General features: G+C 68.9%; 19 protein-coding genes. 6 read left to right on the forward strand and 13 right to left on the reverse strand.

What is annotated here, in order from left to right; all coding sequences use genetic code 11:
• Positions 1-407: 407 nt before the first annotated feature.
• Positions 408-1,766 (reverse strand): LLM class flavin-dependent oxidoreductase, encoded by a 1,359-nt coding sequence (locus AC0IYU_RS32145; protein ID WP_472125664.1) that lies wholly within the window; start codon positions 1,764-1,766, stop codon positions 408-410.
• Positions 1,767-2,035: 269 nt separating this feature from the next.
• Here AC0IYU_RS32145 and AC0IYU_RS32150 point away from each other — a divergent pair, with 269 nt between their 5' ends.
• Positions 2,036-2,311 carry a LysR family transcriptional regulator gene (locus AC0IYU_RS32150; RefSeq protein WP_472125667.1) on the forward strand — a complete coding sequence of 92 codons (276 nt, stop codon included), beginning with the start codon at positions 2,036-2,038 and terminating at the stop codon, positions 2,309-2,311.
• 4 nt (positions 2,312-2,315) lie between these two features.
• On the opposite strand, the gene AC0IYU_RS32155 is transcribed toward AC0IYU_RS32150, so the two are convergent.
• The 11 genes from AC0IYU_RS32155 to AC0IYU_RS32205 form a co-directional block, all read right to left on the reverse strand.
• Entirely contained in the window at positions 2,316-3,662 is a 1,347-nt protein-coding gene (locus AC0IYU_RS32155) for an LLM class flavin-dependent oxidoreductase (protein WP_472125670.1), read from the reverse strand.
• A gap of 49 nt (positions 3,663-3,711) precedes the next feature.
• Complete coding sequence (locus AC0IYU_RS32160) at positions 3,712-4,605, reverse strand: ABC transporter ATP-binding protein (protein ID WP_472125674.1); 894 nt, start codon at positions 4,603-4,605, stop codon at positions 3,712-3,714.
• Between the two features lie 25 nt (positions 4,606-4,630).
• A complete protein-coding gene (locus AC0IYU_RS32165) occupies positions 4,631-5,458 on the reverse strand; it encodes an ABC transporter permease (RefSeq protein ID WP_472125677.1) in 828 nt (275 codons plus the stop codon).
• Positions 5,455-6,303: an ABC transporter permease gene (locus AC0IYU_RS32170; protein ID WP_472125680.1), complete on the reverse strand. Its 849-nt coding sequence runs from the start codon at positions 6,301-6,303 to the stop codon at positions 5,455-5,457. The genes AC0IYU_RS32165 and AC0IYU_RS32170 overlap by 4 nt, the downstream gene beginning before the upstream one ends.
• A gap of 49 nt (positions 6,304-6,352) precedes the next feature.
• On the reverse strand, positions 6,353-7,435 hold the full coding sequence (locus AC0IYU_RS32175) for an ABC transporter substrate-binding protein (RefSeq protein ID WP_472125683.1): 1,083 nt from the start codon (positions 7,433-7,435) through the stop codon (positions 6,353-6,355).
• Positions 7,432-8,949: an amidohydrolase family protein gene (locus AC0IYU_RS32180; protein ID WP_472125685.1), complete on the reverse strand. Its 1,518-nt coding sequence runs from the start codon at positions 8,947-8,949 to the stop codon at positions 7,432-7,434. Before AC0IYU_RS32180 ends, AC0IYU_RS32175 begins: the two co-directional genes overlap by 4 nt.
• Before the next feature lie 223 nt (positions 8,950-9,172).
• The gene (locus AC0IYU_RS32185; RefSeq protein ID WP_472125688.1) at positions 9,173-10,105 is read right to left on the reverse strand and encodes a CysB family HTH-type transcriptional regulator; all 933 of its coding nucleotides are present in this window, start codon (positions 10,103-10,105) and stop codon (positions 9,173-9,175) included.
• Between the two features lie 207 nt (positions 10,106-10,312).
• Complete coding sequence (locus AC0IYU_RS32190) at positions 10,313-11,275, reverse strand: substrate-binding periplasmic protein (RefSeq protein WP_472125691.1); 963 nt, start codon at positions 11,273-11,275, stop codon at positions 10,313-10,315.
• Positions 11,268-12,095: an ABC transporter permease gene (locus AC0IYU_RS32195; protein WP_472125693.1), complete on the reverse strand. Its 828-nt coding sequence runs from the start codon at positions 12,093-12,095 to the stop codon at positions 11,268-11,270. The genes AC0IYU_RS32190 and AC0IYU_RS32195 overlap by 8 nt, the downstream gene beginning before the upstream one ends.
• 154 nt (positions 12,096-12,249) lie before the next feature.
• Positions 12,250-13,059 (reverse strand): ABC transporter ATP-binding protein, encoded by an 810-nt coding sequence (locus tag AC0IYU_RS32200; protein WP_472125696.1) that lies wholly within the window; start codon positions 13,057-13,059, stop codon positions 12,250-12,252.
• A 4-nt stretch (positions 13,060-13,063) separates the two neighbouring features.
• Positions 13,064-14,152 carry an ABC transporter substrate-binding protein gene (locus AC0IYU_RS32205; protein ID WP_472125699.1) on the reverse strand — a complete coding sequence of 363 codons (1,089 nt, stop codon included), beginning with the start codon at positions 14,150-14,152 and terminating at the stop codon, positions 13,064-13,066.
• 332 nt (positions 14,153-14,484) lie between these two features.
• On the opposite strand from AC0IYU_RS32205, the gene AC0IYU_RS32210 reads away from it, so the two are divergent.
• Complete coding sequence (locus tag AC0IYU_RS32210) at positions 14,485-15,945, forward strand: SidA/IucD/PvdA family monooxygenase (RefSeq protein WP_472125702.1); 1,461 nt, start codon at positions 14,485-14,487, stop codon at positions 15,943-15,945.
• Positions 15,946-15,990: 45 nt separating this feature from the next.
• Here AC0IYU_RS32210 and AC0IYU_RS32215 read toward each other — a convergent pair whose 3' ends face one another.
• Positions 15,991-17,013, reverse strand: a complete 1,023-nt coding sequence (locus tag AC0IYU_RS32215; RefSeq protein WP_472125705.1) for a Bug family tripartite tricarboxylate transporter substrate binding protein — start codon at positions 17,011-17,013, stop codon at positions 15,991-15,993.
• Positions 17,014-17,155: 142 nt separating this feature from the next.
• On the opposite strand from AC0IYU_RS32215, the gene AC0IYU_RS32220 reads away from it, so the two are divergent.
• The 4 genes from AC0IYU_RS32220 (at position 17,156) to AC0IYU_RS32235 (ending at position 23,129) form a co-directional block, all read left to right on the forward strand.
• The gene (locus tag AC0IYU_RS32220; protein WP_472125706.1) at positions 17,156-19,378 is read left to right on the forward strand and encodes a rhodanese-like domain-containing protein; all 2,223 of its coding nucleotides are present in this window, start codon (positions 17,156-17,158) and stop codon (positions 19,376-19,378) included.
• On the forward strand, positions 19,375-20,358 hold the full coding sequence (locus AC0IYU_RS32225; protein WP_472125709.1) for an ABC transporter permease: 984 nt from the start codon (positions 19,375-19,377) through the stop codon (positions 20,356-20,358). Before AC0IYU_RS32220 ends, AC0IYU_RS32225 begins: the two co-directional genes overlap by 4 nt.
• A 181-nt stretch (positions 20,359-20,539) precedes the next feature.
• Positions 20,540-21,397 carry an ABC transporter permease gene (locus AC0IYU_RS32230; RefSeq protein WP_472125712.1) on the forward strand — a complete coding sequence of 286 codons (858 nt, stop codon included), beginning with the start codon at positions 20,540-20,542 and terminating at the stop codon, positions 21,395-21,397.
• Between the two features lies 1 nt (position 21,398).
• Positions 21,399-23,129 carry an ABC transporter ATP-binding protein gene (locus AC0IYU_RS32235; RefSeq protein ID WP_472125714.1) on the forward strand — a complete coding sequence of 577 codons (1,731 nt, stop codon included), beginning with the start codon at positions 21,399-21,401 and terminating at the stop codon, positions 23,127-23,129.
• The last annotated feature ends 111 nt before the right edge of the window (positions 23,130-23,240 follow it).

Genomic DNA, 23,240 nt, shown 5'->3' on the forward strand with positions numbered 1-23,240 from the left:
AGTTGCGCCGCAGGTTGCCTGTGCGGGGGCGAGCCGGACGCACAGGCGCTATACGAATTCTTCGGACCGTCGCCGAGGCTGGAATAGGTGAGGTGCATCGAGTTGCGCGGCTCGACGATGGGTTCAACCACAACGTATGGATATTCATCGATGCCCTTTGGGCATCGATGCCTCCGGAGCTGGCAAGCTCCATCCTGCGATTCGCCGCGCCACCCGACGTGGCCTTTTGGTCGAATCGTTCGCAACGGAATGCACCCGCGAAATGAACCTCCTCAAGTCCTTGGCCTGTTGGCGCCGACCGGAAAGCAAGCCAGCGTCGGCGATCGGCGCAATCCGACACCTGAAGATGAACTGGCTCGCGCAAGGCGTGCAGGGGCGCGTGTCCGGCCCCAAGGCACCCGCCCTGGTCAGGTAGCCAGCGCTTCGTCGAGTGCCCGCCGCGCCGGATGCGCGGGCCGCTGCAGGCCCAGGTGCTCGCGCAGCGTGCGGCCTTCGTACTCGGTGCGGAACAGGCCGCGCCGGCGCAGCTCGGGCAGCACCAGCTCGATGAAGTCGTCCAGGCCGCCCGGGAACCAGGGCGACATGATGTTGAAGCCGTCCGCGCCGCCTTCCTCGAACCACTGCTGCAGCTGGTCCGCGATGCTCGACGGCGTGCCCACCACCTGCTGGTGGCCGCGTGCGCCTGCAATGCGCAGGTACAGGTCGCGAATGCTCAGGTTCTCGCGCCGCGCAAGGTCCAGCAGCAGCCGCTGGCGGCTCTTCGGGCCGTTGGTTTCCGGCAGGTCGGGCACCGGCCCGTCGACCGGCAGGTTGGAGAAGTCGAAGCCGCCGATCACGCCCGACAGCAGCGACACGCCGACCACCGGGTGCACCAGGTCCTGCAGCTGCGCGAACTTGTCTTCGGCCTCCGCCTGCGTGCGGCCGACCACCGGAAAGATGCCCGGCATGATCTTCACCGCGTCCGGGTCCCTGCCGTAGGCGACCGCGCGGCCCTTGATGTCGCTGTAGAAACTCTGCGCCTCGTCGAAGGTCTGGTGCGCCACGAAGATCACCTCGGCCGTGCGAGCCGCCAGGTCGCGCCCGGCCTCCGACGCGCCGGCCTGCACCACCACCGGACGCCCCTGCGGCGAGCGCGACACGTTGAGCGGCCCGCGCACCGAAAAGTGCTTGCCCTTGTGGTTGAGCACGTGCAGCTTGTCTTCGTCGAAGTACTGGCCGCTTTGCTTGTCGCGCACGAAGGTGTCGTCCTCCCAGCTGTCCCACAGGCCCGTCACCACGTCGTGGAACTCCGACGCGCGCTCGTAGCGCAGCGCGTGCTCGAAGTGTTCCTCGCGGTTGAAGTTCTGCGCCTCGCCGGTGCCGCTCGACGTGACCAGGTTCCAGCCCGAACGCCCGCCGCTGATCTGATCGAGCGACGCGAACTTGCGCGCCACGTTGAAGGGCTCGTTGAAGCTGGTCGACACGGTGGCGATGAGGCCGATGCGCTCGGTCAGCCCCGCCAGGGCCGACAGCAGCGTCAGCGGCTCGAAATGGTCGCTGCGCGCGGTGCGCGATAGCGAGGGCAGGTTGCTGCTGCGCACCCCCACCGAGTCGGCCAGGAAGACCGCATCGAACTTGGCGGCCTCGGCCTTCTGTGCCAGCTGCACGTAGTGGCGGAAGTTGCTGCCCGCGTCGGCCTGCGCTTCGGGGTGGCGCCAGGCGGCGATGTGGTGGCCCGTCTGCATGAGGAAGGCACCGAGCTTGAATTGTCGGGTCGATGAGGCCATGGCGGAACTGTGCGAGTGAGGGGATCGGGGGCGCAGGTTAGGCGCGATGCCTCGTGCGCGGAAAGAAGGCTTTCGCGTTTGCTTAGGCGCTGCGTGCATGCAGGCTGCAATGTGCGTGCGCGCACGCGCACGCGCACGCGCACGCACATAAGCAATAGCGGATTGATTCGTTCTCGGCATGCGCGGTACGCCGTACCGTCGAGTGCTTTCGTTCCTCGTGGCCCTTACCTTGCATCTTCTGTCTCTCATCACCCTTTCGAAAGCCCGCCGTGTTCAGCATTGAGCGGGTCGAAGCGCTGCGCGAAGTGGCGCGCCATGGCAACCTGACGCGCGCTGGTTCGGCCATGGATCTGTCGAAATCCACCGTCAGCAAATACATCACCGAGCTCGAGGCGCAGGTCGGCGTTCAACTGCTGCACCGGAGCACGCGCGTGGTGTTCGTCACCGACGCCGGTCGTCACCTGCTCAAGCGCAGCGTGGCGTTGGTGGACCTGGCCATGCGCATCCAGTCGGAACTCGATGCGCATGGCGCGTCGCAGGCCTGAGCCTTCAGCGCGGCTTCGCTGCCGGGTGCGCCGGCCGCTTCAGCCCCAGGTGCTCGCGCAGCGTGCGGCCCTCGTACTCGGCGCGGAACAGCCCACGCCGGCGCAGCTCCGGCAGCACCAGCGCAATGAAGTCGGTGAGCCCGCCGGGGAGCGTCGGCGCCATGATGTTGTAGCCGTCGGCGCCGTGGTGCACGAAGCGTTCCTCGAGCTGATCGGCGATCTGCTCCGCCGTGCCTACCAATTGCCAATGGCCGCGCGCGCCGGCCACGCGCTGGTAGAGCTGGCGGATCGTGAGGTTCTCGCGCCTCGCCAGGTCGATCATCAGCTGCTGCCGGCTCTTGCTCGCATTGGTCTCGGGCAATGGCGGAATGGGCCCGTCTAGCGGGTACTCCGACAGGTCGAAGCCGCCGGTCAGCCCTGACACCAGCGCCAGCCCGACGACCGGGTCGATCAGCGACTGCAGTTCCTCGAACTTCTCCCTGGCCTCGCTCTCGCTGCGGCCCACCACCGGAAACACGCCCGGCAGGATCTTCAGGTCTTCCGGCGCGCGGCCGTACCTGGCGAGCCGACCTTTGATGTCGGCATAGAACGCCACGGCATCTTCCAGCGTCTGCTGCGCGGTGAACACCGCTTCGGCCGTGCGCGCCGCAAGCTCCCTGCCCGCTTCCGACGACCCCGCCTGCACCACCACCGGATGCCCCTGCGGCGCGCGCGACACGTTCAGCGGCCCCTGCACCGAAAAGTGCTTGCCCTTGTGGTGCAGCACGTGGCGCTTGGCCGGGTCGTAGAAGCGGCCCGAGGCCTTGTCGCGCGCGAAGGCGTCGTCTTCCCAGCTGTTCCACAGGCCGCTGACCACGTCGGCGAATTCGCCGGCACGCTCGTAGCGGTCGGCGTGCGCAAAGTGCGCGTCGCGGTTGAAGTTGCGCGCCTCGTGCTCGCTCGACGAAGTCACCAGGTTCCAGCCAGCACGCCCCGCGGAGATGTGGTCGAGTGACGCGAACTTGCGCGCCACGTGGTACGGCTCGTTGAAACTGGTCGATGCAGTGGCCACCAGGCCGATGCGCTGCGTGACCGCGGCCAGCGCCGACAGCAGTGTGATCGGCTCGAACTGCGCCTGGTAGCTGTGCGCCGTGCGGCTCAGGAAGTCGACGTCGGTGCCGCGCGTGCCCACGCCATCGGCCAGGAAGATCAGGTCGAACTTCGCGGCCTCGGCCGCGCGCGCGAGTTCCACGTAGTGATGGAAGTCGATGCCCGCGTCGGCCTTCGCATCGGGGTGGCGCCAGGCGGCGATGTGGTGGCCGCTGGGGTACAGAAAGGCGCCCAGGCTGAAGGGGCCCTTGCGTTGGGTCATGAAGGTCGGTCCTCGAGAAGAAAGGAAAGGGAAGAAGGGGGTGTGTCGTTCACCAGGCCAGCTGGAGGCCGGCCGGGAGGCCCGGTACCGGCAGGCCGCCTTGGGGCTTGTGCGGCGGCTGAGGCGGCTGAGGCGGCTGTGTGGGGGGGCGAGCCTCGGAGCCGCTGTCGATGAAGTCGCTCAGCACGTCGTCGCGCAACCGGATGAATGCCGGGTCGCTGCGGTTGCGTGGGTGCGGCAGGTCCACATCCACCGTGCGGCGAATGCGCCCGGGCGAAGGCTGCATCACCACCACGCGGTCGCCCAGGAACACGGCCTCTTCCACGTCGTGCGTCACCAGCAGCATGGTGATGCGCTCCTTCTGCCAGATGCGCTGCAGCTCGTTCTGCAGCCGCGAGCGCGTGAGCGCGTCGAGCGCGCCGAAGGGTTCGTCCAGCAGCAGCACGCGCGGCCGGTTCACCAGCCCGCGCGCAATGGCCACGCGCTGCGCCATGCCGCCGGAAATCTGGTGGGGCCACGAGCGCTCGAAGCCTTCCAGGCCCACCAGCGCCACATGCGCGGCCACCAGCTCGGCTTTCTCCCGGGCGGTGTACGGCGCATTGCGCAGGCCGACCGCGATGTTCTGCGCCACCGTGAGCCACGGAAACAGCCGGTGGTCCTGGAACACGATGCCACGCTCGCGCCCCGTGCCCGAAATGGGTTGGCCGCCCAGCAATATCTGCCCTTCGTACTGCGTGTCGAGGCCGAGGATGAGCCGCAGCAGCGTCGACTTGCCGCAGCCGCTCGCGCCCACGATGCTCACGAAGCTGCCTTCGCTCACGTGCAGGTCGATGCCTTCGAGCACCTGCAGCTCGCCGCTTTTCGCCTGGTCGTGGGTGTAGCGCTTGCCGAGGCCGCGAATGTCGAGTTCGTTGGAGGTCTGTGGTTTCAGGAGAGTGGTCATGGCGTTACGCGGTGAAGGGAGATCGTCAGGTTGCGCGGCCGGTCCAGCGCGCCAGCCGGCGCTCCAGCGCGCGGGCCGCGGCGTTCATCAGCCAGCCGACGGTGCCGATCACCAACATGCCGAAGATCACCAGGTCCATCTGGAAATGCTCGCTGCCTTCGATCAGCGTGTTGCCGATGCCCTTGCCGGCCACCAGCAGGTATTCGGCGCCGATGGTCGCGAGCCAGGAATAGATGAGCGCGAGGTACACGCCCGTGAAGATCGACGGCAGCGCGGCCGGCAGCACCACCTGCGTGACGGTCTGCCAGCGCGTGAAGCCGTACACCCGCGCCACCTCCAGAAGCCCGGGCGGGACGGTGCGGATGCCGTCGCAGGTGTTCACCACCACCGGCACCAGCGCGGCCAGCGACAGGAACACCACCTTGGCCACGTCGCCCAGCCCGAACCACACCGAGATGAGCGGAATCCACGCGAACAGCGAGATCTGCTTGAAGGTGTTGAAGCTGGGGCCGACGATGCGGTTGAAGAGCGGCGACAACCCCAGCAGCGCACCCAGCAGCAGGCCCGACACGGTGCCGATCACGAAGCCCGTCGCCTCGCGCGCAAGGCTGGCGCTCAGCGCCCGCCACAGCCGACCGGTCACGACCTGGTCGACGGCGGTGTCGAACACCTTGGCCGGCGACACCAGCAGGGCCGAGTTGGCGATGTCCAGCGACGACAGCAGCCACCACAGCGCGATGGCCGCCACCGGCAGCACGAAGCCGCGCCAGCGGCTGCGATCGGCCGGGCGCAGCGGTTGCACGGCGGCCAGCTCCGCCGCGTCCCTGGCACTTTCTCTTGCCGTGCCGCTCATCGCGCGCCTCCGGGCCGGTGCCGATGGGCCGCGGCCTCCAGGCGGTCGAGCAGCCGATCGATGGCATAGCCGATGGCACCCACCACGATCACCGCGGCCATCACCAGGTCGAGCTGGAACAGCTGGCGGCCGTAGACGATGAGGTAGCCCAGCCCTTCGCTCGACGCCACCAGCTCCACCACCACCAGCGACAGCCAGGCCTTGGTGAAGCCCAGCCGCACGCCGGTGAAGAGCGTGGGCACCGCGTGCGGCAGCACGATCTCCAGCACCTGCTGGCGCCGGTTGTAGCCGTACACCTGGCCGACCTCGCGCAGCGCCACCGGCGTCTGGCGAAAGCCCTGCAGCGTGTTGAGCGCCACCGGCACCATCGCGGCCTTGGCGATGAGGATGTACTTCAGCGGCTCGCCGATGCCCACGATCAGCAGCACGAAGGGCAGCCAGGCCAGCACCGGGATCTGCACCAGCGCGTTGAAGCTCGGCAGCACATAGGCCTCGAAGCGCCGCGACAGTCCCATGGCCGCGCCCAGTAACAGCCCGAGCGAGGTGCCGATGGCAAAGCCCACGCCCACGCGCGTGAAACTGGTGCTCACGTGCAGCCACAGGTCGCCGTTGAGGGCCAGGTCGCGCAGCGTCTCCCACACGAACTGCGGCGGGGGCAGCACTTGTGGGGAGATCCACCCTTGCTCGGCGCCGGCGAACCACAGGGCGATGAGGCCGAGGGGCAGGAGCCAGGGGAGCGCGGCGTCGCCGAGTCGGGCGGCGATGCGGCGCCAGGGCAGCGGCGCGCGTGTCGTCGGGGTGTCGTCGCGTTCGAGGACGGCCGACAGTTCGGCTTCGGCGCTCATCGGTGTTGCTCCGTCTCCCGCAAGCGGGAGAGGGGACAAGAAAATGCACTCATTTCGCCGCGACCGATTGACCCGCCTTCGGTTGCCCCTTGGCATCGAAGGCCGTCCAGTAGTTCTCCAGCCCCTGCTTCTTCAACGCCGCCTTCAGGTAGCGCGTGTCGAACCAGTCGTCGACCGACACCTCCCGGCGGATCAGCTTGAGCTTGAGCGCATCGGCCACCACGGCCTTGTAGCGGGCGACGATGAAGTCGTCGACCAGCGGCGAATTGCGCGCGGCCAGCGGCTGCTGGTCGAACTCGGCCGCCCACGAGGTCACCGGCGTTCCGCTGCGCGCCCAGATGCCGAACAGCTCGTCGCGGTTCTTCTCGTCCGACGACCAGCGTGCCGCGCGCACGAACACATCGACCACGCGCTGCACCTCGGCCGGGTTGGCCTGCTCGAACTCGCTGCGCACCAGCAGCGAGGCCTGCCGCGTGAGGGCCGGGTCCTTGCCCTGCGTGGAATACACCACCTTGGCCAGCCCCGCGTCGCGCACCTTGAACCACTCGTAGCCGCCGAAGGCCGCGTCCACGCCGTTGGACACCAGTGCGGCCTGCGCGCTGCCCGCGTCCAGGTTCACGCCCTTGACGTCGCGCTCGGCCAGCCCGCTCGCGGCCAGCACGTTGATGGCGACCAGGTGCCCGTTGGTGCCGCGAAAGATCGACACGTTGCGTCCCTTCAAGTCCTTGACCGACTGGATGTCGGACTTGGGTGGCGTCACCAGGTACAGGTTGTTGCGTGCGCCGCTCACCATCAGCAGCTTGGTCTTCAGCCCATTGGAGCGCCCGACGATCTGCGGCAGGTCGCCCTGGTAGGCGAAGTCGATCTGCTTGTTCGACAGTGCCTCGTTCACCGCCGGGCCCGCGCCCTTGAAGAACAGCCACTCGACCTTGATGCCCGAGGCCTTGAACTCGTCTTCCAGCCAGTTGTTGCTGCGCGCCACGCCGCCGGGCGAGCCGCCGAAGGTGACCGGGTCGCCGCCGCCGGCCGATGCGACGCCGATGCGGATGGTGTCGGGCGCGGCATGGGCCGAAGCGGCAAAAGCCAGCGCGAGCGTTGTGGCCCAGCGCGCAAGACGTGCCGTGCCGTTCATTTCGCTTCCTTCAGCGCGAGCTTGCGGCCCACTTCGGTGCCTTCGAAGAAGCGCGGGTTGGCTTCGGTGTAGAAGCGGTGCGGGTTGCCGAAGACGAAGGCCTTGAAGTCCTCCGCCGAGATCACGCCCTGCTGCACCAGGTCCCAGGTTTCCGCGAGCGGCTCGGTGAACTCGGGCACGTCCCAGTGGCCCACGTCGGACGACCAGATCGCATTGATCTTGGTGCCCAGCGGATTCACCCTGGTGTTGAAGGCCGCAGCCACCGTGCGGTCGTCGGCCTCGGAGCCGAAGTAGAAGTTGTTCACCCATCGGTCGCGGATGTCTTCCACCTTCTCGATGCCGGCCAGCGCGAAGTCGTCGATTTCGGACTCGTTCGGCTCGCGGCTGTGGGGCAGCGCCGAAATGCCCAGGCTGTCGCGCAACAGGGTCGACTTGTCGAGCGTGCGGCCCTTGACGAAGTCGCCGCCGTAGCGCTCGAACAGCGAGGCGAGCAGCTCGATGTCGGCCTCTGCCGGATCGTAGTTGCGCACCGCATGCTTGTTGCGCTTTTCCCAGCGGTCCACCAGGTGCGTGTAGACGTGCGAACCCCAGTCGGCGCCGCCTTCGAGCAGGCCCACGCGCAGGTCCGGAAAGCGCCGCGTCACGCCGCCGAAGAACAGCGCCTTGGCAAAGGCCTGCGAGCCGTCGGCGAAGTGGCCGATGTGGTTGTTCATGTAGTTGCTGATCGACTGCCGCCCGGTCCAGCCCTGGCTGCCGTAGTGCGTGGTCACCGGCACGCCGAGCTCGACCACCTTGGCCCAGAAGGGGTCGTAGTCGTGCTCGCTGTCGATGCCGTAGAAGTCGATGTAGCCGACCTGCTTGGCGATGTCGGGGTGCTCGGCGGCGGGGTACTTCTCGGCAATGGCGCGAATCGGCCGGCGCACGCCACCGGCGATGTTGATCACCTTCAGGCCCAGCGTCTTCACCGCGAACTCCAGCTCCTCGATGCCTTCCTGCGGCGTGTGCAGCGGAATGCCCGCCACCGGCGTCAGGCGGTCGGCGTAGGGGCGGTACTGGTCGGCGTGGAAGTGGTTGATGGCGCGGTGCAGCGGCTGGCGGTATTCGCTGCCGGCTGCGGCGGGCGAGAGCACGTCGTTGGGGAAAAGAATCGAATAGTCCGAGCCCTGCTCGCCCAGGCGCTCATGCAGCAGCGCGGGCAGCGTGTAGGTGGCCAGGTCGTACGTGTTGCGCGTCACGCGGGCCCACCAGGGGGCGCGCAGCGTGCGGTGGAACTGGCGCTCCTCGGCGCTTTGCTGGTACCAGTCCTTGCCGCCGCCGTTGCGCGTGACGAAGCGCCCGCCCAGCGCCTTGCGCAGCGCATCGACCAGCTTGTTGCCGCCGTACTGGGCCACGTAGTCCTCCAGCACGGGGGCGAAGTCGTTGACGTGGACATCCGTGTCGATCACGGGATGGTCGAGGCCGGCCTTGACGGCGGCGGAGCGCGATGCGTGCACGCGGTTCAAACGATCGTTCATCTGTGGGTTCCTCGGTGACCGACTCAGTGGAAGAAGGAACGCCGCAGGCTACGCGCGGCCTGCGCGCTTGCCAAAGAAGGGTTTGGCTGTTGCTTAGGCAAAGCTCGCATTAGGAGAGAACGGGGCGCTCGGGAACCTCGGGATGGCCGCGGCAAGCGCCGCGGTGCATGCATGGCGCGGCTGGTCGGTCGTCGAGGAGCAGCGCAAACCGGCGCTGGGCGCATCAAGGATCGTTCGCGGCCGCGGCCTGCTCGATCACCGCGCGCACCAGCGGCGGTGCGAACGACTCGATGAAGGCATACACATAGCTGCGCAGGTAGCTGCCGCGGCGAACCGCCAGCTTGGTCTGGTTCTCGCCGAAGAGATGGCCCGCGTCGAGCGCGCGCAGCGGCGTGTCGCGGCCGGCGTCGTAGGCGAGGTCGGCCACGATGCCCACGCCCATGCCCAGCGCGACGTAGGTCTTGATGACGTCCGCGTCCATGGCGGCCAGCACGATGTCCGTGGCGAGGCCTTCGCGGGCAAAGGCCTCGTCGATGCGCGAACGCCCGGTCAGCCCGTTGTCGTAGGTGATGAGCGGCCATGCCGCGAGCTGATCGAGCGTGAGGGGCCCCGCGCCCCCCAGCAGCGGATGTCCGATGGGCGCAATGACCACGTGGTTCCAGCACCGACAGGGCAGCACCAGCAGTTGCGGGTAGTCGCTGAGCGCTTCGGTGGCGATGCCCACGTCGACCTCGCCGTCCAGCAGCATCTGCGCCACCTGCTTGGGCGAGCCTTGGTGCAGCTGCAGCGTGACCCCCGGAAACCTGCTGCGAAACGCCTGCACCGCGGCGGGCAGCGCATAGCGTGCCTGCGAATGCGTGGTGGCCAGCGACAGCACGCCTTGCTGTTGCGACAGGAAGCTCTGCCCCGCCTCGCGCAGGTTTCGGCTTTCGGCGAGCACGCGCTCGATGATCGGCAGCAGGTGGTCGCCGGGCGGCGTGAGTCCGGTGAGCCGCTTGCCCGAACGCACGAAGAGCTCGATGCCGAGTTCCTGCTCCAGGTCACGAATCTGTCGGCTCACGCCGGACTGGGATGCCCGCAGCGTCTGCGCCGCCTCGGTCAGGTTGAAGCCGCTTCGAACGGTCTCCCGCACGGAGCGCAGTTGCTGGAAGTTCATGGACAGGTAGGAGCGGAGTCTGCGTTGTCTCTGTGGGGCGCGGCAGTGTGAACCTGCATCGGCCTGCGAGTGTGGGTTGCGCACGCGCTCGCGGCCAAAGAAGAAATGCGGCTATGGATATGCGCTCGTGGGCATCGGTATCGGGGCGCTGTTGTTCAGGGCGCCCTGAACGACAGCGCCCGGAACAACAGCACCGCTGCCATCCACTCAGGAGTGGCAGACCAGCCCGTCCTTGAGCAACGTGATCTCGAACTGCAGGTTGCCCGCGCGCGCGCTGCGCGCCTTGGCAAGGGTGCCGTCGGCACGCCATCGGCGCAGCGCCGTCGCCAGGTAGTCGCGCGACAGCGCATCGCCCTCGGCCAGCCGAACCGATGCGTCGCTGCGCGATTGCAGGCCCTGCGCCAGCGGCTTGTAGAAGCGCCACTCCTCGTTGCGCATCAGCCGTTCCAGCACCTCGCCGTCTTCGGCCAGGGCCGCGCATTCGCCCGCCATGAAGGCCGAGGCCGCATGCACCGACGACGGGTAGCTGCGCGGCTGTGCGCCGTAGCGTTGTGCCACCGCACCCGCATAGCCGGAGCCTTCGCCCACGCAGACCGACGCGCCGCGCAGCGCGGCCTCGTCCTGCAGACGGCCGTGCCGTAACGCCACCACGAGACCGCGGCCCGTGTCGTAGCTGCCCGGTGCCGCGGCAATGCCCTGCTGGCGCACCTCGTCGGCCGCCACCCCAGCCATCAACAGGTCGATGCGCCCTTCGCGCAAGGCGGCTTCCCGCTCGTCGGGTGCCAGGCCGACCAGCCTGAGCTTCACGCCCAGCGCGTCGGCCAACTGGCGCGCCAGCGTGGCGTCGAAGGCGTCGGGTTCGGGCGGGGTGGGCGCCTCCGGCGGGGCGGGGCGCGGATAGCGGCGCACGCCGACGACCAGTTCGCCGCGTGCCACTGCGCGGTTCAGCACCGGGCCCTTGGGCATGTCGGCCAGCGGCGGCGTGGTGTCCAGCAGCCGCAGCCACGTCAGCGATGCGGGCAGGCGCGCGTCGGTGGGGTCCACGAACGCCCACGAGCCGCCGATGCTGCCCAGTGCCGTGAGGGCCGACAGGGCCAACGTCACCGCCAGCACCGTGCCGGTCGCGGCGCGCGTGCGGCTGTGCAGGCCAGCGTGCTTGCGTTCATTCATCGAGGCTCAACCCCACGCGCCAGCGCAGCAGGCGGCGCTCCAGCAGCGCCAGCAGGTAGTTCAGCAGCAGGCCCAGCACCGCCAGCATCAGGATGCCCGCGTACATGGTCGGGATCTGGAAGGTCTCCTGCGAGTTCAGCGTGAGAAAGCCCAGGCCCGAATGCGCGCCGATCATCTCGGCCGCCACCAGCGCGGTGATGCTGTAGGCGCCGGCCAGGCGCACGCCCGTGAAGATCGACGGCAGCGAGGCCGGGAGCACCACCTTGAAGAAGAGGAAGCGGCGCGACGCGCCCATCGACAGGGCCGAGTTCACCAGCAGCCGGTCGACCTGCTTCACGCCGCTCACCGTGCTCAGCAGCACCGGCCAGAACGAAGCCCAGAAGATGATCGCCACCTTCGACAGCTCGCCGATGCCCAGGAACAGGATGAACACCGGAAACAGTGCGAAGGCCGAGGTCTGGCGAAACAGCTGCAGCACCGGATCGACGACGGCCGCCAGCCGCTTGAAGCCACCGACCAGCAGGCCCAGCACCACGCCCGCGCTGCTGGCGAGCACCAGCCCCCACAGCGAGCGCTGCAGGCTGGCCGCCACGTGTTTCCACAGATGGCCGTTGTCGAGCAACTGCCCTATGGCGGCCAGCACCGCCGACGGCGGGCTCAGGTAGGCGTCGCTCACGATGCCCAGGCGCGGCAGCGCTTCCCACAGCAGCAGGAACAGCACGATGCCGATGCTGCGTTCGGCCCAGCGGAGCGCGCCGCGGGCAAACTTGAGGAGGCGGCTGGGCGGGCTGACCGCTGGGGCGTCGAGCACGGCGCTCATTGCATGACCTCTGTGGTCGGCTGTCGCTCCCTCCCCCTCTGGGGGAGGGCTGGGGTGGGGGCAAGCGGCGTATCAAGCGGCAGCGGCGTTGCAACGGCCGCGTGCCCCCATCCCGGCCTTCCCCCAGGGGGGGAAGGAGAAAATCCGAACGCGCTCATGACGCCACCCCTTCCGGCAACCGCGGCCGCAACCCAACCTGCACTTCATCCTTCAACACCTCCCACGCCTGCTGCCGCAGCGCCGCGAACTCCGCCGTGTGGCGCAGCTCCGCGGAGCGCGGCCGCGCGAGCGGGATGTCGATGATGTCCTTGATGCGCCCGGGCCGCTGCGTCATCACAGCCACCCGGTCCGACAGGTACACCGCCTCTTCCAGGCTGTGCGTGATGAACACGATGGTCTTTCGGTGCTGCTCCCAGATGCGCAGCAGCTCGCCCTGCAGCACCTCGCGCGTCTGCGCGTCCAGTGCGGCGAAGGGCTCGTCCATCAGCAGCACGTTGGGCTCGTAGGCGAGCGAGCGCGCAATGGCCACGCGCTGCTTCATGCCGCCGGAAATCTCGTGCGGGTAGCGCTCGCCGAAGCCGTGCAGGCCCACCAGCTCCAGGTACTCCTGCGCGGTGCGGCGGCGCGCCGACTTGCCCATGCCGCGGATCTCCAGCCCCACGGCGATGTTGTCGAGCACCGACAGCCACGGAAAGAGCGCATAGCCCTGGAACACCACGCCCTGGTTGCGGTTGATGCCGGCAATGGCCTGCCCGTCGATGGCGATATAGCCGCCGGTGCGTTCGGTCAGCCCGGCCAGGATGCCCAGGAAGGTCGACTTGCCGCAGCCCGAGGGGCCGAGCACCGAGAGGAACTCGCCCTCGCGCACCTCGAGGTCGAAGCCCTCGAGCACGCGCACGCGTTCACTGGCGCCGCGCGCCGCGTAGTCCATCCGCACACCGCGGGCGCTGATCTTGATGCTCATCGGGTCAGGTCTTCGGGGGCTGCGGCTGTTGCTGCTGCGCGTAGGGGTTGAACTCGTTGGTGTAGACCTCCTTCACGGAGACCTTGCCGGCCGCGATCTTTCCTTCGGACTGCAGGATGTCGACGTAGTACTGGATCGGCGGCTCGGTCACCACCAGGTCCTCCACGTAGGCGTAGCGGTCCACGTTCTTCAGGTCCATGTTGATGCGCTTGGCCACCAGCTTGCGTGCCTCTTCCGGGTTGGCGTTGACCCAGTTGCCGGCCTTCGCCAGCGCGGTGACCACGTCGCGCACCGACTCGGGATGCTCGCGGATGAACTTGCCGTGCGCGCTGTAAGGCGCCATGCCGCCCAGGCCGCCGTCGAGGTCGAAGTCGCTCCACAGGCGCAGCAGCTGGTCGGCGTTCTCGGCGCGGCCCGAGAAGGGCGCGTGGATGATGGCCAGGTCGGTGTTGCGCGTCACCAGCGTCTGCTCGGCTTGCTCGTCCGGGATGACCACGAAGTTGATCTTGTTCACGTCCACGTTGTGCTGGCGCAGGTACTTCTTGGTGACGAACTCGGCGCAGGCGCCGAAGCTGTTGAAGCCGACGGTCTTGCCTTCGAGGTCCTTGGGCGTGCGAATGCCCGAGTCCTTGCGCACGAAGTACTTCATGTGCGGCGCCTCCTGCAGCGTCTTGCCGCCTGCGGCCACCACCTTGAGGTCGGCGCCCGAGGCGATGGCCGAGATGACGAGCGGCACCATGCGGCTGCCGAAGTCGATCTCGCCCGTGCCCACCAGCGGAATGATCTGCGGCGCAGCGATCTTGCCGACGTACTGCGGGCGCGTGTTGGTGCCCTCGAAGTAGCCGAGCTGGTCGGCCAGGTAGATCAGGTCGAACGAGGGGTTGTCTGGGTACTTGAAGGCAACCTTCTCGCCGGTCTTCTTCACCACCGCCGGGCCGCTGGAAGCAGCGCTCTTGTCGTCGCCGCGCGAGCAGCCGGCAAGCCCCAGGCCGCCGAGACCGCCGATGGCCGTCAGCGACGCGAGCGTCTTGAGCGCCAGGCGCCTGGAAGGGATGGCGCGGTCGGGGAGGGCAAGGGGCTGCTCGATGGGCATGGTGGCGCGCTCCGGCACGGGAGCGTTCGATGGGTTGGGAAGCAGGCATCGTAGAAAGCGCCTCGCACGCCATCAACGAAGAAAACCGCGCATGAATATGCGGTGCGGTGCGGTGCGGTGCCAGCGTGTGCGCGTGCATCGAAGCCAAAGAATGAAAGCGAATCAGCGTATGCGATTTACGTGCTTTGGCTTGCGCGCCGCGTCGCCAAGAATGGCAGCTCTTGCCTTCGAGGGTGAGTGTCTCCTGGTCGCCGGAAAGCGGCGACGGTTCGCGGGCCCTTCGGGGCCCGCACTTTTCCTTGCAGCCAACTTCCAGCCGATCAGGCCAGTCCATGACATCTGCGTCGCCTTCGAACCAAGACCATTTCGCGCACGAAGCACTGCGCCTGCTCGGCCCCGCGCCCGCCAACTGGGTGCCGGCGCATGAAGGCGTGGACCACAACGTGCTCATCGTCGGCAGCGGCCAAAGCGGGAGCGCGTTCGCCTTCGCGCTGCGGCGCGCCGGCATCGGCGGTGTGAGCGTGATCGACGCGGCCGGCGGCGCGGGCCAGGCGGGCGTGTGGCTAACGCGCGCGCGCATGCACAAGCTGCGCACGCTCAAGAACCTGGTCGGGCCCGAAGGCCCGGTGTCGGCGCTGGGCTTCCAGGCCTGGTACGAATCGCGGCACGGGCAGGAGGCCTATGCGGCCATCGACCGCATCGGCCGCACCGATTGGGCCGAGTACCTCGACTGGTTTCGCGGCGTGACCGGCACTACCGTGCGCTACGGCACGCGGCTGGTGCGCTTCGAGCCCGTGCAGGGCGGCGCGGTGCCGCATTTCAGGCTGCACCTCGAAGTGGACGGCGTCGAGCGCGTGGAGACCGCGCGCAAGCTGATCTTCGCCAACGGCGTGGCCGGCAGCGGCGCGCCCTTCATTCCCGACCTGCTGTCGAGCGCGGTGAGCCAGGGCCTTGCGGCCCACACCGGCCAAGCGATCGACTTCAAGGCGCTGTCGGGCAAGACCGTCGCGGTGGTCGGCGGCGCCGCATCGGCCTTCGACGCGGCCGCGGTGGCGCTGGAGAGCGGCGCCGCCGCCGTGCACCTGTTCGCGCGGCGCGACCGCATCGCCGCCACGCCGGTGGCGCGGGTGCGCGGCTACCCCGGCTTCTACGACAACTACCTGTCGCTGCCCGACGCCACGCGCTGGCACCACGCGTCGCGTTATCGCCGGCTGGGCACCACGCCGCCGCCGGACTCGGTGCAGCGCGTGCTGAAATTTCCCAACTTCCACCTGCACCTGGGCGCGCCATGGCAAGGGGCGCAGGTGCAGGGCGCCCAGGTGGTGGCCTCGGTGCATGACGAGCGTTTTCACTTCGACTTCGTGATCGCGGGCACCGGCTACACGCACGAACTCTCGCAACGGCCCGAGCTGGCCGGCATCGCCGACCTGGTGCTGCGCTGGCGCGACCGCTTCCAGCCGGGCGCCGACGAGCGCGACGACGAACTGGGCGCGGCGCCTTACCTGGGTGCCGGGCTCGAATACATCGAGAAGACGCCGGGCACCGCGCCCTGGCTGCGCGACATCCACACCTACAACCCGGGCGGCTTCGCCAGCACCGGCCTGCCGCTGGGCGACGTGCCGAGCATCCGCGGGTATGTGCCTGCCGTGGTGCGCCGCATCAGCCAAGACCTGCTGCACACCGACCTGGCCTTGCACGAGGCCCGCACGCGGGCCGATGTGCCGGCGGACTTCGGCGAAGCGTTCTACGCCAGCGCCCTCTGGCAGGGCGGCGCGCAACGGCTCGCGGCCTGAGCGTCGAAGAAGCCCCGTCCCTGTGCCGCTTCGGCGCGCAGGGTGTCAGCGCAGCGTGATGCCCGCCGTCTGGATGGTCTTCGCGTAGCGCACGCGCTCGCCCGCGAGCGTGCGGGCCATGTCCGCGGGCGTGCCGCCGGCCACCTTGAAGCCCATGTCCTCGAGCTTTGCGCGGGTCTCGGGCGCGGAAATCACGGCCTCGATGTCGCGGTTGATCTTTGCCACCACCGCGGCCGGCGTGCCTGCGGGCGCGAAGTAGCCCTGCCAGCTCTCCACCGAGAAGCCGGGCAGGCCGGCCTCGGCCATCGTCGGCACGTCGGGCAGGGCGGCGGACCGGTACGGGGTGGTCACGGCCAGCGCGCGCAGCTTGCCGGCGCGCACGTGGTCGGTCACGGCAGCCAGCGTGATCAGCGTGGCGTCCACGTGGCCAGCCAGCACGTCGAGCGTGGCCGGCCCACCGCCCGAATAGGGGATGTAGTTGACCTGCGCGCCGGTGTCCTGCGCGATCATTTCGTGCGCCACGTGGGCGATGCCGCCATTGCCGGGCAGGCCCAGGCTGATCGACTGCGGTTTCGCCTTGGCGCGCGCCAGATAGGCGCGAAAGTCGTTGATGCCGGTCTTGGGGTTCACCACCAATATCTGCGGGTTCACCACGGCCTTGATGACCGGCGTGAAGGCCTTCTGCCCGTCGTAGGGCAGGCGGTCGAAAAGAATGCCGTTGAGCGTCAGGCCTTCGCCCTGCTGCAGCAGCGTGTAGCCGTCGGCGGGCGCCTTGGCCACGCGCGCCGCGCCGATGGTGCCGCTGGCGCCGGCCAGGTTCTCGACCACCACCGACTGGCCCCAGCGTTCGGTCAGGCCCTGCGCAATGAGCCGTGTGAGCTTGTCGGCGCTGCCGCCGGCGGCCACGGGCACCACGATGTGCACCGGCTTCGAAGGGAAACCGGCCGCGTCGTCGGCAGCATGCGCCAGGGTGGTGAAGGCACCGAAACCGCTGAAGGCGAGGGCCGATGTGACCAGCGCGCCCAGCATGGCGCGGCGCGGGGCAAGAAAGGGGGAGTGTGTGTTCATGTGGCGGCCAATCTAGGAGCCGCACCGGCCGTTTCCAACGAAGCAAACCGGATATGCGTAGACGAAAAAGTTCGTTGGGCGCGCGCGGCGGCCGGCTTAGCCTGAACGTCGAATTGCCTTTGCCGTCCCCAGAAAGTCCCCCATGAGCCTCACCGACCTCCCCGTGGAAACCGCGGGCAACGACATTGCCAGCGCGCGTGCGCGCGCCATCGACGCCTTTCTGGCCCAGGCGCGCGGCCTGCTCGCCGGCACCGCGGACAAGCAGGCCCTGCAGGCCGTGGCCGATGCACTGATTGCGCTCGGCCAGCAGAAGTCGCTGTTCCCGGCCGACCATTTCCCCCTCGACGCGGCCCGCCCCGCGCAGGTCTACCGCCTGGCGGAAGACGCCGACGGCGGTTTCGCGCTGTACCTGTCGGCCGGCCTGGCAGGCAAGGCCCAGCCGCCGCATGACCACACGACCTGGGCGGTGATTGCCGGCGTGGAGGGCAACGAGCGCAACGTGCTCTACCGCCGCGAGAAAACCGCCGATGCGGCGCGCGACACGCTGGTGCAGACCTGCACCGTCGACGTGGCCGCCGGCAGCGCCGTGGTGCTGCTGCCGGACGACGTGCACACCATCGAGCTCATCGGCGGCCAGGACGGCCGCCATCTGCACTTCTACGGCCGTGCGCTGCAACTGCTCGACCGGCGCGTGGTGTTCGAAGGCACCGAGGGCGGGAGCTTCCGCCACTTCGCGCCGCCGAAGAACATCCGCCATCCGGCGGTCACGCCCCAGGCGCTGAAGGCCGCGCTGCAGGACGGCGAAGAGATCGCGCTGCTCGACGTGCGCGAGACCGGCGTCTTCGTGCGCAGCCACATCCTGCTGGCCGCCTCGGCGCCGTTGTGGCGGCTGGAAGTGCAGATCGACCGCCTGGTGCCGCGCCGCGGCACCCGCATCGTGCTGGCCGACGCCGACGAGTCGCTCGCCCACGAGGCCGCCGCCAAGCTGGTGCGCCTGGGCTGGCGCAATGTGTCGGTGCTGGCGGGCGGCACCGAAGGCTGGGCCGCCGCAGGCTACGAGCTCTTCAGCGGCAGCAACGTGCCGAGCAAGGCCTTCGGCGAGGTCATCGAGCACCAGAAGCACACGCCGTGGATCTCGGTGGACGAGCTGCATGAACGCGTGGAGCGTGGCGACGACATCGTGGTGGTCGACAGCCGCACGCCCGAGGAATTCGCCGACTTCAGCCTGCCCTTCGCGCACAGCCTGCCGGGCGCCGAGCTGGTCTACCGCATCCAGGAACTCGCGCCCCGGCCCGAGACGCTGGTGGTGGTGAACTGCGCCGGGCGCACGCGCAGCATCGTGGGCGCGCAGACCCTCATCGACGCGGGCATTCCCAACAAGGTGGTGTCGCTCAAGGACGGCACCATGGCCTGGCTGCTGGCGGGGCGCCAGCTGTCCCACGGCCGCGCCGCGCCGCTGCCCGAGCCGGGCGAGGCCACGCGCCAGAGCGCCCGCGCGCGCGCCGAAGACGTGGCGGCCCGCGCCGGCGTGCGCCGCATCGACGCGGCCACGCTCGCGCGCTTCGAGGCCGAGGCCGACGAGCGCTCGCTCTACCGCTTCGACGTGCGCACCCGCCAGGAATACGAGGCCGGCCATCTCGAAGGCTGGCGCTGGGCGCCGGGCGGCCAGCTGGTGCAGGCCACCGACGAATACGTGGGCACGCGGCGTGCGCGCATCGTGCTGGCCGACTGGGACGGCGTGCGCGCGCTGACCACCGGCGCATGGCTCGCGCAACTGGGCGGGCACGAGGTGTTCGTGCTGTCGCCGCCCGCTCTGCCGGTGCTGGTGCTCGGGCCCGAACCCGTGCGCGTGCTGGCGCTGCGTGCCTTCACCCCCGACATCGCGCCGCACGAGGCGGCAGCAGCGCTGGAGGCCGGCACCGCGGTGGCGTTCGACGTGGAGCGCCGCTCGGCCTTCGAACGCCGTCACGTGGCGGGTGCGCGCTTCGCGGTGCCCGACCGGCTGCAGGAGTTCATCGCCGACCTGCCCGCCTCGCAGGTCATCGTGCTCACCTCGTCCGACGGCGTGCTCGCGCGCACCGTGGCGGCCGAACTGGCGCAGCGCACCGGGCGCACGGTGCGCGCCATCGCGGGCGGTACCCAAGCCTGGGCGGCCGCGCGCCTGCCCACCGCCACCGGCCCCGAAGGCGTGTTGACCGGCGACGACGATCAGTGGTACAGCCCCTATGCGCATGCCGACCTGGCCAAGCGGGATGCCGGCTTCCAGCAGTACCTCGACTGGGAAATCGGCCTCGTGGCGCAACTGGAGCGCGAGGGCGACATGGGCATCCGCCTGGTCGCGCCGAGCGAGACGGTGGCGTCATGAACCTGCGCAGCGCAAGCCGCACGCTGGTGCGCACAGCATGGCAGGCCGTGCCGACCGTCATCGGCGTGATCCTTCTCAACTTCCTGCTGATGCAGTGGATTCCGGGGGACGCCGCCGATGTGGTGGCGGCCGAGTCGGGCTCGGCAACCGCGGAGAGCATGGCGCAGCTGCGCACGCACTTCGGGCTCGACCTGCCCGTGCTGCACCAGCTGGGCGCCTACCTGAACAACCTGGCGCATTTCAGCCTCGGCGTTTCGCCGCGCTACAACATGCCGGTGACCTCGCTCATCGGCGCGCGGCTGGGCAACACGCTGCTGCTGATGACGACGGCGCTCGCGTTCGCGCTGGCCATCGGCATCGCGGCGGGCACGGTCATGGCCACGCGCGTGGGCCGCTGGCAGGACCGCACGCTCTCGGTGCTGGCGCTGCTGCTGTATTCCACGCCGGGCTTCTGGCTGGGCCTGATGGCCATCGTGCTGTTCTCGGTGCACCTGGGCTGGCTGCCCACCGGCGGCAGCGAGAGCATCGGCGCGGGCTACACCGGCTGGACGCACGCGCTCGACGTGGCGCGGCACCTGGTGCTGCCGGCGCTGGCCATGGCCGGCTTCTACATCGCCATCTTCTCGCGGCTCACGCGCGCCGCGATGCTCGAGGTGGCGCGCCAGGACTTCGTGCGCACGGCCGAGGCCAAGGGCCTGCACCCGTGGACGGTCAACCTGCGCCACATCCTGCGCAACGCGCTGATTCCGGTCACCACGGTGGCCGGCATGCACTTCGGCACGCTGCTGGGCGGCGCGGTGGTGGTCGAGACGGTGTTCAGCTGGCCCGGCCTCGGGCGGCTGGCCTTCGACTCGGTGGCGGGGCGCGACTACACCGTGCTGCTGGGCGTGCTGCTGATGTCGTCGCTGCTGGTCATCGTGGCCAACATGCTGGTCGACCTGCTGCACGCGTGGCTGGACCCGCGCATCCAGGTGCGCTGAGCGCGCCTGCCGTTTCCCTCTTCCGAATTCCGGGCTTTCAAAGCTTTCGATGTCCACACCTTTCACACTCGATTCCGCGTTGGCCAATCCGCCGGCACACCCGCCGGCGCCGCCTGCCACCCGCCGCCCTGAACCACCTCCTGGACCTGTCGCGCCGGTTGTCCCTGTCGCCAAGGCCGCCGTGGATGCGAAGCCGGTCTCCAGCCGCCACGCCGCGTTGCGCGCCTTCCTGCGCAACCCTGCCGCCGTGGCGGGCGTGGTGCTGCTCGTGTTCATGCTCATCCTGGCGCTGCTCGCACCGTGGCTCTACCCGGGCGACCCGCTCGACATGGTCGCGCCGCCGCTGCTGTGGCCGGGCCAGGACGGGGCCTATCCGCTGGGCAGCGATTCGCTGGGCCGCGACGTCATTGCCGGCATTGCGCACGGCGCGCGCGTGTCGCTCGCGGTGGGCGTGGTGGCCGCCGTGCTGAGCCTGGTGATCGGCGTGCTCGTGGGCGCCACGGCCGGTTACTTCGGCGGCCGCATCGACGACGTGCTGGTGCGCATCACCGAACTGTTCCAGACCATGCCGTCGTTCCTGTTCGTGATCGTGGTGGTGGCCATCGGCCAGCCCTCGGTGCCGGTGATCGTGTTCGCCATCGGCCTGGCGTCGTGGCCGGTGATCGCGCGGCTGGTGCGGGCGGAGTTCCGTGCGCTGCGCGAGACCGAGTTCGTGCTGGCCGCCCGCAGCCAGGGCTTCAGCCATGCACGCATCATCTTCCAGGAGATGCTGCCCAATGCGTTGCCGCCGGTGATCGTGACCACCTCGGTGCTGGTGGCGAGCGCCATCCTCATCGAGTCGGCGCTGTCCTTCCTGGGCATGGGCGACCCGAACGCGGTGTCGTGGGGCAGCATGATCGGGCAGGGCCGCGAGCTGCTGCGCACGGCGTGGTACCTCACGGCGTTGCCGGGTGCGGCGATCGTTTTGACGGTGCTGGCGCTCAACCTGGTGGGTGACGGCCTCAACGATGCGTTCAACCCCCGTTTGAGGGGGCGTTGAGATGACGCTCGAACAAGTCAACCCTACGTCACCGCTGCTCGACGTGCGCGAGCTGGACGTTTTCTTCCACGGATCGAACGGCCCCATCCAGGCCGTTCGCGGGCTCGACCTGACATTGCAGCGCGGCGAAACGCTGGCACTGGTCGGCGAGTCGGGCTGCGGCAAGTCGACCACCGCGCTCGCGCTGCTGCGCCTGCTCGCGCCCGGCGCCGTGCTGCGGGGCAACATCCACTTCGACGGGCGCGACATCCTCGCGCTGTCGCCGGCCGAGCTGCGCGAAGTGCGCGGCCGCGAGATCGCGATGATCTTCCAGGAGCCGATGACCTCGCTGAACCCGGTGCACACCATCGGCGCGCAGATCGAGGAGACCCTGCGCCGGCACGAAAAACTGTCGGCCCTTGCGGCCCGCAAGCGCGCCATCGAACTGCTCGACCTCGTGCGAATTCCCGAGCCGCACCAGCGCATTGACGACCATCCGCACAACCTGTCGGGCGGCCAGCGCCAGCGCGTGATGATCGCGATGGCCGTGGCCTGCAAGCCGCGGCTGCTGGTGGCCGACGAGCCCACCACCGCGCTGGACGTGACCATCCAGGCGCAGATTCTCGAGCTGCTGGACGGCCTGCGCCGCGAGCTCGACATGGCGCTGCTGCTCATCACGCACGACCTCGGGCTGGTCGCCCAATGGGCCGATCGCGTGGCGGTGATGTACGGCGGAGAGAAGGTCGAGGAGGCGCCTACGTCGAAGCTCTTCGCCGCGCCGTCGCATGCCTACACCCGGGGGCTGCTCGGCGCGTCGTTGCATGCCGGCAGCTCGCTGCACTACGCCGATGCGCGGTTGCCGGAGATTCAGACGCGCCTCGACCCTCTGACCGGCGTGCGCGGCTTTGCGTTGCACGTACCGGCGCCGCGTTCGACCGTGCGTGCCTTGCCGGTGCGTGCGGCGGCGGGTGAACCTTTGCTGTCGGTGCAGGAACTGCGCACTGACTATCCGCAGCGCGGAGGAGGCGTGCTGCATGCGGTGGACGGGGTGTCCTTCGACATCCGTGCAGGTGAAACCGTGGGGCTCGTTGGCGAATCAGGCTGCGGCAAATCGACGCTTTCGCGGACGTTGCTGCGGCTGGTGAATCCGACGTCGGGCCGCATCGTGTTCGATGGCATCGACATTGCGCCGCTGTCCGAGAAGGCTCTCAAGCCTTGGCGGCGCCGCGTGCAGATGGTGTTCCAGGATCCGTACGCATCGCTGAACCCGCGGCGCAGCGTGTTCGACATCATCGAGCCGGTGCTGAAGGTGCACGGCGTGTCGGAGCGGGCGGAGCGGCACAACCGCATCGCGGCGATTCTGGAGCGGGTGGGGTTGCCGGCGGATGCGGGGCGGCGCTTTCCCAACGAGTTCTCGGGGGGGCAACGCCAGCGCATCGGCATCGCTCGTGCGCTGGTGCTGCGGCCTTCGCTGGTGGTGCTCGACGAGCCGGTGTCGGCGCTCGATGTGTCGGTGCAGGCGCAGATCCTGAACCTGCTGGTCGAGCTGAAGGAGGATTTCGGGTTGTCGTATCTCTTTATCTCTCACGATCTTTCTGTGGTTCGCTATATCGCCGATCGTGTGATGGTGATGAACAAGGGGCAGATCGTGGAGACGGGCAGCCATCGGGATATATGGGATCGGCCGCAGCATCCGTATACGCGCAGCTTGATTGCTGCTGTGCCGGGGGCGGAGCAGCGGAAGGCTGCTTGAGCTTCCTGGCTTCGTTGGCTCTTTGGGGGGTGTCGGCCGGGACTCGCCCCGGCGGGCGACTTACTTTCTTTTGCTTCGCCAAAAGAAAGTAAGCAAAGAAAAGGCGACCCC

The sequence above is a fragment of the Variovorax sp. AC103 genome (assembly GCF_979254005.1).

What these genes read in the sequence shown, in the direction of transcription:
- AC0IYU_RS32145 (WP_472125664.1), bottom strand. Translation starts at nt 1,766, where the DNA reads ATGGCCTCATCGACCCGACAATTCAAGCTCGGTGCCTTCCTCATGCAG.
- AC0IYU_RS32155 (WP_472125670.1), bottom strand. Translation starts at nt 3,662, where the DNA reads ATGACCCAACGCAAGGGCCCCTTCAGCCTGGGCGCCTTTCTGTACCCC.
- AC0IYU_RS32160 (WP_472125674.1), bottom strand. Translation starts at nt 4,605, where the DNA reads ATGACCACTCTCCTGAAACCACAGACCTCCAACGAACTCGACATTCGC.
- AC0IYU_RS32165 (WP_472125677.1), bottom strand. Translation starts at nt 5,458, where the DNA reads ATGAGCGGCACGGCAAGAGAAAGTGCCAGGGACGCGGCGGAGCTGGCC.
- AC0IYU_RS32170 (WP_472125680.1), bottom strand. Translation starts at nt 6,303, where the DNA reads ATGAGCGCCGAAGCCGAACTGTCGGCCGTCCTCGAACGCGACGACACC.
- AC0IYU_RS32175 (WP_472125683.1), bottom strand. Translation starts at nt 7,435, where the DNA reads ATGAACGGCACGGCACGTCTTGCGCGCTGGGCCACAACGCTCGCGCTG.
- AC0IYU_RS32180 (WP_472125685.1), bottom strand. Translation starts at nt 8,949, where the DNA reads ATGAACGATCGTTTGAACCGCGTGCACGCATCGCGCTCCGCCGCCGTC.
- AC0IYU_RS32185 (WP_472125688.1), bottom strand. Translation starts at nt 10,105, where the DNA reads ATGAACTTCCAGCAACTGCGCTCCGTGCGGGAGACCGTTCGAAGCGGC.
- AC0IYU_RS32190 (WP_472125691.1), bottom strand. Translation starts at nt 11,275, where the DNA reads ATGAATGAACGCAAGCACGCTGGCCTGCACAGCCGCACGCGCGCCGCG.
- AC0IYU_RS32195 (WP_472125693.1), bottom strand. Translation starts at nt 12,095, where the DNA reads ATGAGCGCCGTGCTCGACGCCCCAGCGGTCAGCCCGCCCAGCCGCCTC.
- AC0IYU_RS32200 (WP_472125696.1), bottom strand. Translation starts at nt 13,059, where the DNA reads ATGAGCATCAAGATCAGCGCCCGCGGTGTGCGGATGGACTACGCGGCG.
- AC0IYU_RS32205 (WP_472125699.1), bottom strand. Translation starts at nt 14,152, where the DNA reads ATGCCCATCGAGCAGCCCCTTGCCCTCCCCGACCGCGCCATCCCTTCC.
- AC0IYU_RS32210 (WP_472125702.1), top strand. Translation starts at nt 14,485, where the DNA reads ATGACATCTGCGTCGCCTTCGAACCAAGACCATTTCGCGCACGAAGCA.
- AC0IYU_RS32215 (WP_472125705.1), bottom strand. Translation starts at nt 17,013, where the DNA reads ATGAACACACACTCCCCCTTTCTTGCCCCGCGCCGCGCCATGCTGGGC.
- AC0IYU_RS32220 (WP_472125706.1), top strand. Translation starts at nt 17,156, where the DNA reads ATGAGCCTCACCGACCTCCCCGTGGAAACCGCGGGCAACGACATTGCC.
- AC0IYU_RS32225 (WP_472125709.1), top strand. Translation starts at nt 19,375, where the DNA reads ATGAACCTGCGCAGCGCAAGCCGCACGCTGGTGCGCACAGCATGGCAG.
- AC0IYU_RS32235 (WP_472125714.1), top strand. Translation starts at nt 21,399, where the DNA reads ATGACGCTCGAACAAGTCAACCCTACGTCACCGCTGCTCGACGTGCGC.